The sequence below is a fragment of the Serinicoccus sp. CNJ-927 genome, assembly GCF_001942435.1.
GTDB classification, from domain to species: domain Bacteria; phylum Actinomycetota; class Actinomycetes; order Actinomycetales; family Dermatophilaceae; genus Ornithinicoccus; species Ornithinicoccus marinus.
In genome coordinates, this window is sequence record NZ_MKKF01000048.1 from 87093 (window position 1) to 101062 (window position 13970).

The following is a 13970-nucleotide window of genomic DNA, read 5'->3' on the forward strand; positions in this document are numbered from 1 at the left end:
TCAGGCCGCCTTTCGTCCGAGCCACACGGCGGCGCCGATGAAGGCCAGGATGCCGATCGTCCACGCGAAGAGCGCGTCGCCGGCCGGGCCGAGGCTGCCGAGCGTGTGCCCGCCCTGGTCGTTGGCGCCCTCCTCGACGCTCTTGAGGAAGGCGATGACGTCGCGCTTCTCCTCGGGGGTGATGTTCTGGTCGTTGAAGACGGGCATCGACTGCGGGCCGGTGACCATCGCCTCGTAGATGTGCTGCTCGTCCACGCCCATGAGGGTGGGGGCGTACTTGCCGCGGGTCAGCGCGCCACCGGTCCCGGAGGAGTTGTGGCACATGGCGCAGTTGGTGCGGTAGACCGCGCCGCCGTTGGAGGGGTCACCCTCGGAGGCGTCGAGCCACTGCTCCTCGGGCACGTCCGGACCGGGGGCGAGGGAGTCGATGTAGACCGCGAGCGCGGTGATCTCCTCGTCGCTGAACTGCACCTGGGAGATGTTGCGCTCGGCCTGCACGCCCGGGGCCGGGAGCGGCATGCGTCCGGTCGCGACCTGGAAGTCGACGGAGGCCGCACCCACGCCGTGCAGCGACGGGCCGGCCTCGCCGTTGCCCTGGGCGTTGGCACCGTGGCAGGAGGCGCAGTTGGCGAGGAAGAGCTGGCGCCCCTCCTCCAGCTGCTCCTCGGTGGCCTCCTCGGAGGACGTGCCGGGCGGGACGTTCGCCTGCATCGCCGCGTAGGCCGTGCCGGTGAAGGACAGCGCCAGGACGATGAGCACCAGCAGCGCCAGTGGGCTGCGGCGGCGGGCGGCGAGAGATCTCACGCGGCGGTCCTTCCGGGGTGAGGGGGCAGGATGGGGGCGGTCAGGCATACCGCTCACCGCACGATGTAGATAACGGCGAACAGGGCGATCCAGACGACGTCGACGAAGTGCCAGTAGTAGGAGGTCACGACGGCGCCGGTGGCCTGGGCGTGGGTGTAGCGCTTGGCGGTGAAGCTGCGCCCGATGATGAGCAAGAAGGCGAGGAGACCGCCGGTGACGTGCAGGCCGTGGAAGCCGGTGGTGATGAAGAAGACCGAGCCGTAGGGGTCGGCGGTCGGGGTGAGCCCCTCGCTGGTGAGCGTGGCGTACTCCCAGACCTGGCCCGCGATGAAGGTGGCGCCGAAGAGGTAGGTGAGGACGTACCACTCGCGCATGCCCCAGCCGGTGTCCCCCAGCGGGTTGCCGAGCTTGAAGATGCTGCCGGTGCGGTGGGGGATGCCGCGCTCGGCCTTCCAGACGCCGAACTGGCACCAGACCGAAGAGATCACCAGGATCATGGTGTTGATCGAGGCGAAGGTCACGTCGAGGTACTCGGTGCGCTCGGCCCACAGGTCGGGCGAGACCGAGCGGATGGTGAAGTACATCGCGAACAGGCCGGCGAAGAACATGATCTCGCTGCCCAGCCACACCATGGTGCCGACCGCGACCATGTTGGGCCGGGTGGCCGGTCCATGCGCCGTCGCATGGAACCGGTCAACATCGCTCAGGGTTGCCGCAGGAGTTGTCGCCACACACCCATGGTAGGCGACTTCGGGCGCCGTCGCGCGACCACCCCGCCGCCCGTCGGGCAGTCTTTCTCCGGCCCGCGGGCCTCGGTAGGATCGGCCGCATGAGTTCTCCTGCCGTCCCCGCCACCCCCACGGGCACCACCTCGGTCTCGATCCTGCTCTACAGCAACGACCGCAGCGTGCGCGACGCGGTCCGCGTCGCCGTGGGCGAGCGGCCCGCGGACGACGTGGTCGTGGAGCGGTGGATGGAGTGCGCCACGCCCGAGGTCACTCTCCTGGAGGCGCAGACCGGGGACTACGACCTGCTGGTGCTCGACGGCGAGTCGCAGCCCTACGGCGGGATGGGCGTGTGCCGCCAGCTCAAGAACGAGCTCTTCGACTGCCCGCCCGTCCTGGTGCTCACCGGACGGCCGGGCGACGGCTGGCTGGCCACGTGGTCGCAGGCGGACGCCGTGCTGTCGCGACCGCTCGACGAGGCCCGGCTGACCGCGGCGATCGCCGACCTGGCCCGCCGGTGACCTCCGGCGCCGGGGCGGACGGCGCGGCGCACCCGAGCTGGCCAGACGTCCTCACCGCGCTCACCCAAGGGCAGGACCTGTCCGCCGACGTGGCGGCCTGGGCCATGGACCAGGTGATGTCCGGGTCTGCCACCGACGCCCAGCTCGGGGGCTTCCTCACCGCCCTGCGCGCCAAGGGTGAGACCGCGCAGGAGATGTCCGGACTGGCGGCCATGATGCTGCGGCACGCCCACCGCTTCGAGGTCCCCGGCCCCACCGTCGACATCGTCGGGACCGGTGGCGACCGCGCGATGACGGTCAACATCTCGACGATGTCCGCCGTCGTCATGGCGGCCGCCGGGGCGACCGTGGTCAAGCACGGCAACCGGGCCGCCTCCAGCCGGTCCGGCTCCGCGGACATGCTCGAGGCGCTCGGGATCGACCTGGACCTCACCCCCGACCAGGTGCGCGACGTCGTCGCGGAGGCCGGCATCACCTTCTGCTTCGCCCTCACCTTCCATCCGGCGATGCGGTATGCCGGCGCCGTCCGGCGCGAGCTGGGCATCGGCACCGCCTTCAACTTCCTCGGCCCGCTGACGAACCCGGCCCAGCCACGCTATGCCGCGGTCGGCTGCGCGGACCCGCGCATGGCCCCGCTCATGGCCGAGGTCTTCGCCGGACGGGGCACCCGCGCGGTCGTCTTCCGCGGCGACGACGGGCTGGACGAGATCACCAGCGCCACGACGAGCACCCTCTGGTGGGCCGGCGACGACGGATCGGTCCGGCGCTGGTCGCTCGACCCCCGGGAGCTCGGGCTCGCGGCGCACCCGCTGGAGGCCCTGCGCGGCGGCGACGCCGCGCATAACGCGGAGGTGGCCCGACGGCTCTTCGACGGGGAGCAGGGCCCGGTGCGCGACGCGGTCCTGCTCAACGCCGGCACCGCCCTGGCCCTGGTCGCCGCTGGTGAGGCCGGCACCCACCCCGCCTCCGAGGCGGAGCTGCGGTCCGCAGTGGTCGACGGCATGAGCCGCGCGATCGCTGCCCTGGACGACGGCGGCGCGGCCCGGGTCGTGGAGCGCTGGGTGCGCGCGACGCGCTGACCCGGCTCCGGTAGCGTCAGGCCCATGCGCGCGATCGTCGTCGAGGAGACCGGTGGGCCGCAGGCCCTGACCCTGGTGGACCGCCCCACCCCCGAGCCCGGACCGGGCCAGGCGCTGGTGGACGTCGCCGCGGCGGGCGTCAACTTCATCGACACCTACCAGCGCTCCGGCGCCTACCCGCTCCCGACGCCCTTCGTCCTCGGGAGCGAAGGGGCCGGCACGGTCCGCTCCTTGGGCCCGGGCACCTCGGGGCTGTCCGTCGGCGACCGCGTCGCCTGGGCGATGGCGCCCGGCACCGGCTACACCGAGCAGACGGTGGTCGACGCCGACCGGTTGGTAGTCGTCCCCGTCGAGGTGGAGCTGGAGACCGCCGCGGCCGTGATGCTGCAGGGCCTGACCGCCCACTACCTCGCCCGGACGACCTTCCCCGCCGGTCCCGGGCATACCGCGCTGGTCACGGCTGCCGCCGGCGGGGTGGGGCTCCTCCTGACCCAGCTCCTGCACCGTGCGGGCGTGCGCGTGATCGGCACGGTCGGCTCACCGGACAAGGCCGAGCTGGCCACGCAGGCCGGGGCGGACGAGGTGATCCTCTACCGCGAGACCGACCTGCTGGACGCGGTGCGCCGGGTGACCGGGGACGACGGCGTCCACGTCGTCTACGACGGCGTGGGCCAGGACACCTTCGAGACCGGGCTGGAGCTGCTCCGGCCGCGCGGCATGATGGTGCTCTTCGGCGCAGCCAGCGGTCCGGTCCCCCCGATCGACCCGCAGGTGCTCAACCAGAAGGGGTCGCTCTTCTTGACCCGCCCCACCCTCGCGCACTACGTCGCCGACCGCGCCGAGCTCACCGCTCGCGCCGACGACATCCTGCACCTCATCGCCAACGGCGAGCTGGACGTGCGGGTCTCGGGCCGCTACCCGTTGGCAGACGCCCGTCGCGCGCACGAGGACCTGGAGGGCGGCGGCACGACCGGCAAGCTCATCCTCGTGCCCTGAGCGGCGTCCGGCCGCCGGTCAGATCGCCTTCTCGCCGCGGAAGAACTCGAACGTCCACCCGAGGATCGAGATGAGCAGGAACGGCACCGCACAGATGAGCAGCCACCAGCCGACCGCCAGGCCGAGCGCCAGCGCCGAGACCGACAGGGCCAGCCACAGCGGCCACCAGGAGTAGGGGGCGAAGTGGCCGTAGTCGCCGGACAGGTCCCCGATCTCGCCCTCGAGGTCGTCCTCTGGGCGCAGGTCGGTCTTGCGGCCGGTCACCCAGAGGTAGAACGCGATGAAGGCGGAGAACAAGGTCGTCAGCAGCAGGCCGATGATGCCGACCCATTCCTTGGGGTCGGTGAAGTAGGCGTACAGCGCCGTCGCCAGTGCGAAGAAGGGCACCAGATAGGCGAAGATCTTGACCTCGGCGCGCATCAGTGCTGTTCCTTCCCGGTGTAGCCGCCGGAGTCGGTGCCGACCTGCCCGTCGGGGTCGGTGTCCGGTCCGCCGAGGAGCTTCTCGGCGACGCCCTTGTCGGGCTCCGGCGACTCCAGCGTCCCGATCTGAGGGTGGTGCAGGTCGAAGGCGGCACGCTCGGAGCGGATCCGCGGCAGCGAGTCGAAGTTGTGGCGGGGCGGCGGGCACGAGGTGGCCCACTCCAGCGACATGCCCCAGCCCCACGGGTCGTCGCTCGTGACCTTGGGGGTCTTGAAGCTCTTCCACACCGCGTAGAAGAAGGGGAGCATCGAGGCGGCGAGGAGGAAGGAGGAGATCGTCGACAGCTGGTTCATCCAGGTGATGCCGTCCTCGGGGAGGTAGTCGGCATACCGGCGGGGCATGACCTTGACACCCAGCAAGTGCTGGATGAGGAAGGTGCCGTGGAAGCCGAGGAAGAGCATCCAGAAGTGGATCTTGCCCAGCCGCTCGTCGAGCATGTGCCCGGTCAGCTTGGGCCACCAGAAGTAGTAGCCGGCGAACATCGCGAAGACGACGGTGCCGAAGACGACGTAGTGGAAGTGGGCCACGACGAAGTAGGTGTCCGTGACGGCGAAGTCCAGCGCCGGGCTCGCGAGGATGACGCCGGTCAGGCCACCGAAGAGGAAGGTCACGAGGAAGCCGACCGCCCACAGCATGGGGGTGTCCAGCTTGATGGAGCCACGCCACATGGTGCCGATCCAGTTGAAGAACTTCACCCCGGTCGGGACGGCGATGAGCATCGTCATGATGGCGAAGAACTCCAGCAGGACCGCGCCGGTCGCATACATGTGGTGAGCCCACACCGAGACCGACAGTGCGGCGATCGCCATGGTGGCCATCACGAGCGTCTTGTAACCGAACAGCGGCTTGCGGGAGAAGACCGGGATGACCTCGGAGATGATCCCGAAGAACGGCAGCGCGATGATGTAGACCTCGGGGTGGCCGAAGAACCAGAACAAGTGCTGCCAGAGCAGGGCGCCCCCGTGCTCGGGATCGTAGATGTGCCACCCGAAGATGCGGTCCGCCGCCATCCCGAAGAGGGCGGCGGCGAGCACGGGGAAGACCACGAGCACCAGGATCGAGGTCACCAGAACCGTCCAGGTGAAGAACGGCACCCGGAACATCGTCATGCCGGGTGCCCGCATGCAGACGATCGTCGTGATGAAGTTGACGGCGCCGAAGATCGTGGCGAAGCCGCTGACCGCCAGGCCCACGACCCACAGATCGCCCCCCAGGCCCGGGCTGTGCGTGGGCCCGGCCAGCGGCTGGTAGGCGAACCAGCCGAAGCTCGCCGCACCGCTGGGGGTGAGGAACCCCCCGACGGCGATGAGGCTGCCGAAGAGGAACATCCAGAAGGCCAGCATGTTGAGTCGCGGGAAGGCTACGTCCGGGGAGCCGATCTGCAGCGGCACCAGCGCGTTGGCGAAGCCCGCGAACAGTGGGGTGGCGAACATCAGCAGCATCACCGTGCCGTGCATGGTGAACATCTGGTTGTAGATCTCGGGGTTGTCCACGACCTGCAGCCCGGGGACGAAGAGCTCGGCGCGGATGACCAGGGCCATGAGCCCGCCAAGGATGAACCACACCATGGTCGCGACGAAGTAGAGGTTGCCGATGACCTTGTGGTCGGTGGTCGTGAGGACCCGGACGGCGTTGCGGACGAAGGAACTGCGCTCGGCGACCGGCGGCTTCGCGGCGGTGGCAGCAGTGGCGGCGGTCCCTGGCCGCTCGGTCGTGATGGCCATTAGTTCTCCACTCCCTCGGGCAGCTTGCCCTGCTGGTCCTGCTGCAGCTCGTACATGTCGAGGTCAGGGCCGAGCTGACCGGTGTTGCCGGACTCCTCCAGGTCGGCGATGAAGGCGTCGTAGTCCTCCTGTGACACGACCTCGACCTGGAACAGCATCTCCGAGTGGTAGGCGCCGCACAGCTCGGCGCACTTGCCGGCGAAGGTGCCCTCCTCGGTGGTGGTCACCTGGAAGATGTTGACCGGCCGGGGACCATGTCCATCTTCTGGAGGAAGTTGACCACCCAGAAGGAGTGGATGACGTCGCGCGAGGTGAGCACGAACTCGACCCGGCTGTCGACCGGGAGCACGAGGGTCGGCAGGGTGTCCGGCACGCCCTCCTCGCCCTCGCTGATCTCGCGCGCCTGCTGGCCGGTGACGAACACCTGCTCCTCGACGTAGTTGAAATCCCAGCTCCACTTCTTGCCGACCACGTTGACGACCACGTCGGGCTCGGGCTCGGTGTCGAGCATGGCGTTCTGGAGGGTGACGGTCTGCCCGAACATCGTCGCGACCATGAGGATCGGCACGACGGTGTAGAGGATCTCGAACGGGACGTGATAGCGGAACTGCACCGGGACCTCGTCCTCGGAACGGCGGCGGTAGGCGAAGACCGCCCACAGGATGAGCAGCCACACCAGGACACCCACCGCCAGGGCCGCGATCCATGTGGCGTTCCAGAACCCGACCACGTCGGCACCGACCTCGGTGGCGGGCTCGGGCAGGTAACCCCGGGTCACCGCCTCGCCGCACCCGGACAGCATCAGCGCCGCCGTCGTGACGGCGAGCGCGAGGCCGAGCCTGCGGGTCCGGGATCGGGCGCTCCCGCCCCCGTCCTCACGCCGTCGCACTGAGCCACCTCTTGCTGCTGGGACCGTCGAGCATCACAGACCCCACTCTACCCTCACGCCTGCCTGCCGTCCTCGCCGCAGGGGGGTGTGCCGCGCCACCGCCGCGGCAACTCCCGGGCTGAGGCCTCCCGCACGAGGCGGAGGTAGTCGGGTCGGTGGACGGTGACGACCCCCAGGGAAGCCAGGTGCGGCGTCTGCCACTGCGTGTCCAGCACCCAGGGCTCACCGTCCTCGGCGAGCACGTCGACCAGGCCGGCCAGCGCTGCCTTGGAGGCGTCGGGCGCCCGGTGGAACATCGACTCCCCCGCGAACAGCCGCCCGATCGCCAGCCCGTAGACCCCGCCCACGAGCCGTGCCTCGTCCCACACCTCGACGGAGTGGGCCCACCCGAGGTCGTGCAGCCGGCCGTAGGCCCGCGCGATCTGTCCGGTGATCCAGCCCCCGTCCCTCGAGGGGTCCGCACAGCCGGCGACGACGTCCTCGAAGGCCTGGTCGACGGTCACGGCCCAGGACCGGCGGGAGCGCCGGGCGGAGCGGCTGAGGTGGAGGTCGCCGGGGAGCAGCACCCCGCGCGGGTCCGGCGACCACCACCCGACCGGGTCGGCGCCCCCCTCCCCCAGCCCCATCGGGAAGACCCCGGCCCGGTAGGCGGCGAGGATGGTCCCCGGCTCGAGGTCGGCACCGATGCGACGAGGTCTTCACCCGGCACCGCCCCCGCCGTCGAGAGGTCCCAGACGGTCGGCTCGGGCTCCACCGGTCCGCTCGCGCCTCCGGCGTCACCGCCTACGGCGACCGCGGCGTCCGCGCCGTCGCCCGCGGCGGCGCCGTCGGCAACTGCGGCGGCGCCGTCGCGCCCGCCGCGATGGCAACTGCGCGGTGCTCGCTTCGCTCGCCCACTCTTTATGTTCCGAGAAACAGGCTCGCTACGCTCGCGTTTCTCGGGCTCAGCTGAAGCTGTCCCCGCACGCGCAGGAGCTGCCCGCGTTGGGGTTGTCGATCGTGAAGCCCTGCTTCTCGATGGTGTCGGCGAAGTCGATGGACGCGCCGTCGAGGTAGGGGGCGCTCATCCGGTCCACCACGACCTCGACCCCGTCGAACGCGGCGACGAGGTCGCCGTCAAGGGTGCGCTCGTCGAAGTACAGCTGGTAGATCAGGCCCGAGCAGCCACCCGGCTGGACGCCGATGCGTAGCCGCAGGTCGTCGCGGCCCTCCTGCTCCAGCAGGCTCTTGACCTTGCCGGCGGCGAGGTCGGTCAGGGTGACGCCGTGCGTCTGCGTGGTCTGGGTGTCGGTCATGGGCCGCGGGTCCTCTCGTGAGGGGAAGTGGTGCAGGGGGAACGCCGGTGGTGGCCGGTCCTGTTCCCGTCCCGACCAGCGTACGTCACGCCCGGGCGGGCGGGGTCCAGGTGCGGGCGACCCGCGTCGCGAGCGCCGCGAGATCTGCGCCCTCGTCGCCGCGCGGGGCGTAGGAGCCGCTGACCCCCAGCGACATCCCCTCACGGCGCCCGACGGAGACCTCCCGCGCCAGGACGACCGTCGGGGCGGCGACCTCGAGCGCCGCCCGTGCGGTGTCGGCGACCACGCCGTCGTGGACCGTCGTGTAGTCGTAGGCGTCGGTGACGAGCACGACCAGCGCACCAGCGAGGCGGTCGCGCACGTCCAGCTCGTCCAGGAGCAGCCGGGCCCCGGTGTCGGTCCGCGCGCCGAGCAGCTGCAGCGCGTAGCCCACGCCCCCACCGGCCCCTGCCCCGGCGGCCCGCTCGGGTCGGCGCGGCAGCCCGGTGAGCAGGTCGCGCTGCGGCGGGAGCACCGCGTTGACCCGGTCGCTCAGCCCGCCGAGCTCGGTCTCCAGCTGCTGCGTCACCTCCGGGCGCACCCCGTGCTCCCCGAGGGAGGCGCTGGCGCCGTGGAAGCCCAGGAGCGAGGCCTCCGTCGTCGTGGCGAGCACCAGCCGGGTCCGCGACCAGGTGTCGCGCAGCGCAGGGAGGTCCTCGAGCCGCTGCCCCGCGCCGAGCCGGCGCAGCAGCCCGGCGCCGCCGTCGTGGCAGGCCAGGTCTCCGACACCGACGACGACCCGCGACACCCCGAGGTCGCGCGCGCAGGTCAGGAGCGCCCCGAGACCCTCGCTGCCCAGCCCGGCCGGGTCGGCCAGGTCGTCAGCGGCGACCAGGTGGCGCCCGGCCACCTGCGCGGTGTCGAGGTATGCCGTCGCCCCGTCCGGACGCTCGACCACGGCGATGTCCGCGGGCACCTCGGCGCCGGTGGGGTCGGCGACGAGCACGGGGTGGCTGGTGACGGCAAGGCCGAGCGCCGCGGACCGCTCGGCGACGAGCGTGGCGAAGCCGGCGCCGCCGTCGTGCGAGGCGTGCGCCTCGACGTCGGCGTGCGGGGCCGACCGGGCCCACCCCTGGGCGACCTGCTCGGCGTCGCCCGGGGCCAGCCGGCCGGCGGACCGGTCGGCGACGACGAGGACGCGAGGTGCGGGCATACCGGCGGGGGACGTCAGGCGTAGACCATGTGCATGGCCTCGCGCACCTCGGCGAGGGTCGCCTCGGCGACCTCGTCGGCGTGCGCGTTGCCCCGCGCGAGGACGCGCCGCAGCTCGGCCGGGTCTGCCTCCAGCTCCGCGCGACGGGCGCGGACCGGCGCGAGGTGCTCGTTGACCGCCTCGGTCACGAGCTTCTTGAGCGTCCCCGAACCGCCGTCGCCGATCTCCTCGGCCACCGCACGCGGGTCGCGGCCCGTGGTGAGCGAGGCCAGCAGCAGCAGGGTGGAGACCTCGGGGCGACCGTCGGGGTCGTAGGTGATGCGACGGTCGGCGTCGGTGACCGCCTTCTTGATCGCCCGGGCCGTCTCGTCGGCGCTCATCCGCAGCTCGATGACGTTGCCGCGCGACTTGCTCATCTTCTGCCCGTCGGTGCCGAGCAGGTTCGGCACCTCCGAGAGCAGTGCGTCCGGTGCAGGGAAGACCGGCGCGCTGCCGTCGCCCGCCCGGCCGTAGCGCTCGTCGAAGCGGCGCGCCACGACCCGGGTCTGCTCCAGGTGCGGCAGCTGGTCCTTGCCGACCGGGACGACGTTGGCCTTGCAGAAGAGGATGTCGGCGGCCTGGTGGACCGGGTAGGTCAGCATGAGCCCGGTCATCGGCCGACCGCCAGTGGCCTCCTGCTCCGCCTTGACCGTGGGATTGCGTCGCAGCTCGGCATCGGTGACCAGCGACAGGAAGGGCAGCATGAGCTGGTTCAGCGCCGGCACCTGGGAGTGCGCGAAGATCGTCGTGCGGGCCGGGTCGATGCCCACCGAGAGGTAGTCGGTGAGCAGCGAGTAGACCCGCTCCTGGATCGAGTCGACGGTGTCGCGGTCGGTGATGACCTGGTAGTCGGCGATGAGGACCCAGGTGTCGACGCCCTTGTCCTGCAGCGCCACCCGGTTGCGCAGGCTGCCGAAGTAGTGCCCTAGGTGCAGGTGCCCGGTCGGACGGTCACCGGTGAGCATCCGGTAGCGGCCGGGGTGGACGTCGAGGTCCTCGGCGATCTGCGCGGAGCGCACGACGCTGCGCTGCAGCGAGGCGTCGGAGGTCGAGTCGGCGAGGTCGGCGCCCGTGCTGCCTGAGGGGTCGTCGGGCTGCTGGGTCTGATCAGTCACGAGCGCCGATCGTAGCGGGGTGGTTCAGCCGAGCTCCTCGCGACCGTGCGGCGTGGTCCACCCGCTGGTGTCCGGGCCCAGCGGCACGACCCCGGTGGGGTTGATGTCGCGGTGCGTGGCGTAGTAGTGCGCCTTGACCTGCTCGAAGTCGGTCGTGGCGCCGAAGTCCCACGTCTGCCACAGGTCGCGGGCGTAGGCCCACAGCACCGGCATCTCGGTGAGCTTGTGCCGGTTGCACTTGAAGTGGCCGTGGTACGCCGCGTCGAAGCGCACGAGCGTCGGCCAGAGCCGGACGTCGGCCAGGGTGAGCTGGTCACCCACGAGGTAGCGCTGGTGCTCCAGCCGGTCCGAGAGCCAGTCGAGGCGGGAGAAGAGCCGCTGGTATGCCTCCTCGTAGGCCTCCTGGCTGCCGGCGAAACCACACTGGTAGACGCCGTTGTTGACGTCGGTGTAGACGAGGTCGGAGACCTCCTCGATCTGGTCCCGCAGGTGCTCGGGCCACAGGTCGGGGGCGCCCGGCCGGTGGTGGTCGCCCCACTCGGTGACGAGGTCCTTGACCATCTGGTGGAAGTCGTTGGTCACGACCCTGCCCGAGGTCGTGTCGACGAAGGCCGGGACGGTGATGCCGGACTCCGGGTAGCCCTCGGGCCGCGCGTCGTAGGCGTCCTTCAGCCGAGGTATGCCCAGGACCGGGTCCACCCCGCCCGGGTCCAGGTCGAAGGTCCAGGAGTCGGCGTCGTGCACCGGGCCGGCCACGCCCATACCGATCACGTCCTGCAGCCCCAGCAGGTGCCTGGTGAGGATCATCCGGTGCGCCCAGGGGCAGGCCCGCGAGGTGATCAGCCGGTAGCGTCCCGGCTCCACCGGGAAGCCGTCGCGCCCGTCCCGGGTGATCCGGTCCGGGATGTAGCGGGTCTTGCGCTCGAACCCACCGTCCGGGTTGACGTAGCTGCCGCCACCGGACTCGGCGCCGCCGTTAGTTGAACCGTCACTCATCATGGTCCCCATCATGCCCCGTCGCGGCCAGACGTTCCAGCAGGAGCGCCTCGGCCACGCAGACCCGCTCGAACTCACCGAGGTGCAGGCTCTCGTTGGCGGCGTGCGCCCGGGTGTCCGGGTCCTCCACCCCGGTGACGAGGATCGCCGCGTCCGGGAAGCGCTCGGCGAAGGCCGCGACGAACGGGATCGACCCGCCGACGCCGATGTCGACCGCGTCCACCCCGTCCCAGGCGTCCCGGAAGGCCGACCGCGCCACGTCGTAGACCGGTCCGCGCGCGTCCGCGGCGAAGCCGGCCCCGTCGTCGACGACCTCGACGTCGACCCGGCAGCCCCAGGGCGCGTGCTCCAGCAGGTGGGTCCGCAGGGCCTCGGCGGCGGTCGCCGGGTCCTCCTCCGGGTGCAGCCGCATGGACAGCTTGGCCCGGCCGACCGGGGTGAGCAGGTTGGCCGCGGTGTCCACCGAGGGGGCGTCGATCCCGATCACGGTGAGGGAGGGCCGGGTCCACATCCGGGAGAGCAGCGAGCCGGTGCCGATCGGCCGGACGCCCTCGGGCAGCCCGGCGTCCGCGCGCAGGTCCTCCTCGGTGAAGTCGAGGTCGGCCGCCTCGGAGGTGCGCAGACCGGGGACGGCCACGTCGCCCGCCTCGTCGTGCAGCGTCGCGAGCAGGCGGCAGAGCGCGGTCAGCCCGTCGGGCACGACGCCGCCGTAGAGGCCGCTGTGCAGCCCGTGCTCCAGCGCCCGCACCTCCACGACGACGCGGACCATCCCCCGCAGCGTGGTCGTCAGGGCGGGGACCCCGATCTTCCAGTTGTGCGAGTCGGCGAGCACGATGGCGTCGCACCGCAGCGACTCGCCGTGCTGCTGCAGGATCGTCGGCAGCGAGTCCGAGCCCACCTCCTCCTCACCCTCGACGAAGACCGTCACCCCCACCGGCGGCCGACCGCCGTGGGCGCGCAGCGCCGCGACGTGCGCCATGATGCCCGCCTTGTCGTCCGCGACGCCACGGGCATACAGGCGCTCGCCCACCTGGGTCGGCTCGAAGACCGGGGTGTCCCAGTCGGCGTCCGCCCCCGGCGGCTGGACGTCGTGGTGGGCGTAGAGCAGGACCGTGGGCGACCCGGGCGGGCCGTCACGGTGCCCGATGACCGCCGGCCGTCCGCCCTCGCGCACGATCCGGACGACCAGGCCCTCGGCACGGAGCAGGTCCGCGGTGGCCTGGGCGCTGTCGTCCACGTGCCGCTGGTCGAAGGAGTCCAGGGACACCGACGGTATGCGGGTCAGGGCCTCGAGGTCCGAGCGCACCCCGGGCATGAGGTCCTGGACCCGGGCGGTGAGGTCGGCGGTGCGGTCGGCGTCGGCGTCGGCGGCGAGGTGCTCCATGAACCCCAGGCTATCCGCGTGTCCTGGCGCCGCGGGCCCGCAGCAGCACCCCTCGGGCTCACCTACACTCGGGGGGTGATGTTCGGGAAGAGGTCGAGCGAGCTGACCGAGACCAACCTCGAGGCGGCGCAGCAGGCGCAGGCCGAGGAGACGGTCGACCCCGCGCGCCCCGCGGGCAAGGGCCGGCCCACCCCGAAGCGTCGGGACGCCGAGCGCGCCAACCGCCGGCCGCTGGTGGTGGACAAGAAGGCCATGAGCGCCGAGCAGAAGGCGAAGGTCCGCACCGAGCGGGCCCGGATGCGCGAGGCCATGCTCAGCGGTGAGGAGAAGTACCTCCCCGCCCGGGACAAGGGACCCGAGCGCCGCTTCCTGCGCGACGCCGTGGACGTGCGGTGGAACGTCGGCGAGATCCTGCTGCCCGCGATGATCCTCGTGCTGGCGGTCTCGCTGCTGCCCTTCGAGTGGGCCCGCGGCGGCACCTTCCTCGTGGCCTACACCCTCATGCTGGGCGGCGTCATCGACGTGTGGCTGCTGTGGCGCCGCACCAAGAAGCGCTTCACCGCGACCTTCGGGCAGGAGCCGGGCCGTGGCTCGGCGTGGTATGTCGTGCTCCGGGCCTTCCAGATGCGCCGCAGCCGGATCCCGCGCCCCGCCGTGGCACGTGGCGAGGAGCTGCGCCGGCGCTGACCCGCGCACCTGGGACGCACCGTGGCGCCGTGGCTTCCGTG

14 protein-coding genes and 1 pseudogene are annotated in these 13970 nt (G+C 71.7%); 4 read left to right on the forward strand and 11 right to left on the reverse strand.

What is annotated here, in order from left to right:
- Positions 1-804 carry a c-type cytochrome gene (locus BJF86_RS12650; protein WP_075815516.1) on the reverse strand — a complete coding sequence of 268 codons (804 nt, stop codon included), beginning with the start codon at positions 802-804 and terminating at the stop codon, positions 1-3.
- Between the two features lie 53 nt (positions 805-857).
- Positions 858-1454 (reverse strand): heme-copper oxidase subunit III, encoded by a 597-nt coding sequence (locus BJF86_RS12655; RefSeq protein WP_075815514.1) that lies wholly within the window; start codon positions 1452-1454, stop codon positions 858-860.
- A gap of 179 nt (positions 1455-1633) precedes the next feature.
- Here BJF86_RS12655 and BJF86_RS12660 point away from each other — a divergent pair, with 179 nt between their 5' ends.
- From BJF86_RS12660 to BJF86_RS12670, 3 genes are read left to right on the forward strand one after another with little or no spacing between them, the layout of a single operon-like run.
- Entirely contained in the window at positions 1634-2050 is a 417-nt protein-coding gene (locus tag BJF86_RS12660; RefSeq protein WP_075815512.1) for a response regulator transcription factor, read from the forward strand.
- Positions 2047-3129, forward strand: a complete 1083-nt coding sequence (gene trpD, locus BJF86_RS12665; protein WP_075815510.1) for an anthranilate phosphoribosyltransferase — start codon at positions 2047-2049, stop codon at positions 3127-3129. The genes BJF86_RS12660 and trpD overlap by 4 nt, the downstream gene beginning before the upstream one ends.
- A 24-nt stretch (positions 3130-3153) precedes the next feature.
- The gene (locus BJF86_RS12670) at positions 3154-4125 is read left to right on the forward strand and encodes a quinone oxidoreductase family protein (protein ID WP_075815508.1); all 972 of its coding nucleotides are present in this window, start codon (positions 3154-3156) and stop codon (positions 4123-4125) included.
- Between the two features lie 18 nt (positions 4126-4143).
- Here BJF86_RS12670 and BJF86_RS12675 read toward each other — a convergent pair whose 3' ends face one another.
- The 9 genes and pseudogenes from BJF86_RS12675 to BJF86_RS12715 all read right to left on the reverse strand — a co-directional run bounded on the left by BJF86_RS12675 (position 4144) and on the right by BJF86_RS12715 (position 13242).
- Entirely contained in the window at positions 4144-4545 is a 402-nt protein-coding gene (locus BJF86_RS12675; RefSeq protein WP_075815506.1) for a cytochrome c oxidase subunit 4, read from the reverse strand.
- The gene (gene ctaD / locus BJF86_RS12680) at positions 4545-6332 is read right to left on the reverse strand and encodes a cytochrome c oxidase subunit I (protein ID WP_075819439.1); all 1788 of its coding nucleotides are present in this window, start codon (positions 6330-6332) and stop codon (positions 4545-4547) included. The genes BJF86_RS12675 and ctaD overlap by 1 nt, the downstream gene beginning before the upstream one ends.
- Positions 6332-7134, reverse strand: a pseudogene (gene coxB / locus BJF86_RS12685) (cytochrome c oxidase subunit II). The gene ctaD and the pseudogene coxB overlap by 1 nt, the downstream one beginning before the upstream one ends.
- A gap of 140 nt (positions 7135-7274) precedes the next feature.
- Positions 7275-7847 (reverse strand): leucyl/phenylalanyl-tRNA--protein transferase, encoded by a 573-nt coding sequence (gene aat, locus BJF86_RS12690; protein ID WP_075819441.1) that lies wholly within the window; start codon positions 7845-7847, stop codon positions 7275-7277.
- A 318-nt stretch (positions 7848-8165) separates the two neighbouring features.
- The gene (erpA, locus tag BJF86_RS12695; protein ID WP_022924783.1) at positions 8166-8516 is read right to left on the reverse strand and encodes an iron-sulfur cluster insertion protein ErpA; all 351 of its coding nucleotides are present in this window, start codon (positions 8514-8516) and stop codon (positions 8166-8168) included.
- A gap of 85 nt (positions 8517-8601) precedes the next feature.
- A complete protein-coding gene (locus BJF86_RS12700; RefSeq protein WP_083653062.1) occupies positions 8602-9708 on the reverse strand; it encodes a glycerate kinase in 1107 nt (368 codons plus the stop codon).
- A 14-nt stretch (positions 9709-9722) separates the two neighbouring features.
- Positions 9723-10781 (reverse strand): tryptophan--tRNA ligase, encoded by a 1059-nt coding sequence (trpS, locus tag BJF86_RS12705; RefSeq protein ID WP_075815502.1) that lies wholly within the window; start codon positions 10779-10781, stop codon positions 9723-9725.
- A gap of 105 nt (positions 10782-10886) precedes the next feature.
- Positions 10887-11861: a glutathione S-transferase C-terminal domain-containing protein gene (locus tag BJF86_RS12710; protein ID WP_143553834.1), complete on the reverse strand. Its 975-nt coding sequence runs from the start codon at positions 11859-11861 to the stop codon at positions 10887-10889.
- Positions 11851-13242 carry a dipeptidase gene (locus BJF86_RS12715; protein ID WP_075819443.1) on the reverse strand — a complete coding sequence of 464 codons (1392 nt, stop codon included), beginning with the start codon at positions 13240-13242 and terminating at the stop codon, positions 11851-11853. Before BJF86_RS12715 ends, BJF86_RS12710 begins: the two co-directional genes overlap by 11 nt.
- Positions 13243-13320: 78 nt before the next feature.
- On the opposite strand from BJF86_RS12715, the gene BJF86_RS12720 reads away from it, so the two are divergent.
- Entirely contained in the window at positions 13321-13929 is a 609-nt protein-coding gene (locus BJF86_RS12720) for a DUF3043 domain-containing protein (RefSeq protein ID WP_075819445.1), read from the forward strand.
- Positions 13930-13970 lie beyond the last annotated feature (41 nt).